This is a genomic window from Stenotrophomonas sp. 3diitr2024, from assembly GCF_042136455.1.
In the GTDB taxonomy this organism is placed as follows: Bacteria; Pseudomonadota; Gammaproteobacteria; order Xanthomonadales; family Xanthomonadaceae; genus Stenotrophomonas; species Stenotrophomonas sepilia.
Window position 1 is genome coordinate 1 of sequence record NZ_JBHHMJ010000667.1, and the last position, 2,009, is coordinate 2,009.

The 2,009-nt window shown below is 66.1% G+C and carries 1 protein-coding gene; it reads left to right on the forward strand.

Annotation, left to right across the window (positions count from 1 at the left end; all coding sequences use genetic code 11):
* The first annotated feature begins 135 nt into the window (after positions 1–135).
* A complete protein-coding gene (smrA, locus tag ABGA94_RS17075; protein ID WP_375367836.1) occupies positions 136–1,968 on the forward strand; it encodes a multidrug efflux ABC transporter SmrA in 1,833 nt (610 codons plus the stop codon).
* The last annotated feature ends 41 nt before the right edge of the window (positions 1,969–2,009 follow it).

The window sequence follows — 2,009 nt, forward strand, 5'->3', positions numbered from 1 at the left end:
CGGCAACCTCATGATCCCTGGAAACGTCGCGAGGTTGCCGGCCAGCGGCCGGCACTACCGGCGCCGCGGCATCGTCGGCCGGCGTACACATCCGGCGTGGGATACTCCGCCGGCTATTGATGGCGAGGGAATGCGATGTTCCGTTGGTTTGAATCCCTGATCCCGGTTTTCCCGCCCGTGGATGGGCGCATGCCACCGCGCAAGGTGCTGCCGTTCTACCTGCACTACCTGCGCCCGGTCTGGCCGGTGCTGCTGGCGACCCTGATTGCCGGCCTGCTGCTGGCGCTGGTGGAAGTGGCCATGTTCGACTACCTGGGCCGCATCGTCGACATGGTCGCCGAGCAGCCCGGTGCCGATTTCTTCAAGCGCCATGCCAATGAACTGGGCTGGATGCTGTTCATCACGGTCATCGCGCGGCCGATCCTGGTGGGCCTGCACAACCTGCTGGTCAACCAGGCGATCGTGCCCGGCCTGAGCAACCGCTCGCGCTGGCTGATGCACAACTACGTGGTACGGCAGAGCCTGAGCTTCTTCCAGAACGACTTCGCCGGCAGCGTCGCCAACCGGGTGATGCAGACCGGTACCTCGCTGCGCGAGTCGGCGGTACAGATGGTCGATTCGCTCTGGTACATCGTGGTCTATACCGGCACGGCGCTGTACCTGTTCGCGCAGGCGGACTGGCGGTTGATGGTGCCGCTGGTCCTGTGGCTGCTGGCCTACGCGGTGATCATGGTCTACTTCGTGCCGCGCGCGAAGGAACGAGCCTGGATTGCGTCCGAAGCGCGCTCCAAGGCGATGGGCCGCATCGTCGATGGCTACACCAACATTCCCACGCTGAAACTGTTCGCCCATGGCGGGCGCGAACAGGCCTACGTGGCCGAGTCGATCCAGGAACTGGCGGTCAAGCACCGCGCGCAGACCCGGGTAACCACCGGCATGGACCTGACCATCGCCATCGTCAACGGTTTCCTGATTGCCGGCACCTGTGGGCTCGCGCTGTGGCTGTGGTATGGCGGCCATATCACCGTGGGCGCGATCACGCTGGCGACCGGCCTGGTGATCCGCATCCACAACATGTCCGGCTGGATCATGTGGACCATCAACGGCATCTTCGAGGACATCGGCACGGTGCAGGATGGCATCACGACCATCGCCCAGCCGCTGACCGTGCAGGACCGCGGGGACGCGGTGCCGCTGCAGGTGACCCGCGGTGGCGTGCACTTCCAGGACATCCACTTCCATTACGGCAAGAAGGGCGGCGTGATCGCCGGCCTCGACCTGGTGGTGAAGCCGGGCGAGAAGATCGGCCTGGTCGGTCCTTCCGGTGCCGGCAAGTCGACCCTGGTGAACGTGCTGCTGCGCCTGTACGACCTGGAGAGCGGCCGCATCCTGATCGACGGCCAGGACATCGCCTGCGTCACCCAGGAAAGCCTGCGCCAGCAGATCGGCGTGGTCACCCAGGACACCTCGCTGCTGCATCGCTCGATCCGCGACAACCTGCTGTACGGCCGCCCCGATGCGACCGAGGAGCAGCTGCGTGCTGCCGTAGCCAAGGCGCGTGCCGAAGCCTTCATCGATACGCTGGTGGACGGGCAGGGGCGTCGTGGCTACGACGCGCATGTCGGCGAGCGCGGGGTGAAGCTGTCCGGTGGCCAGCGCCAGCGCATCGCCATTGCCCGCGTGCTGCTGAAGGACGCGCCGATCCTGGTGCTGGACGAAGCGACCTCGGCGCTGGACTCGGAAGTGGAAGCGGCGATCCAGGACAGCCTGGATGAGCTGATGGGCGGCAAGACGGTGATCGCGATCGCGCACCGGCTCTCGACCATCGCGCGCATGGACCGGCTGGTGGTGATGGACCAGGGCCGCATCGTCGAGACCGGCAGCCATGCCGAACTGATTGCGGCCGGTGGCCTGTACGCGCGCCTGTGGGCGCGGCAGACCGGTGGTTTCGTGGCGGCCGATCAATGAGTACTTCCGGGGTCGGAGCCCTTTCCTTCGGAAAAGGCTCC

Coding starts and splice junctions, on each gene's coding strand:
- smrA (WP_375367836.1), top strand. CDS start 136: ATGTTCCGTTGGTTTGAATCCCTGATCCCGGTTTTCCCGCCCGTGGAT.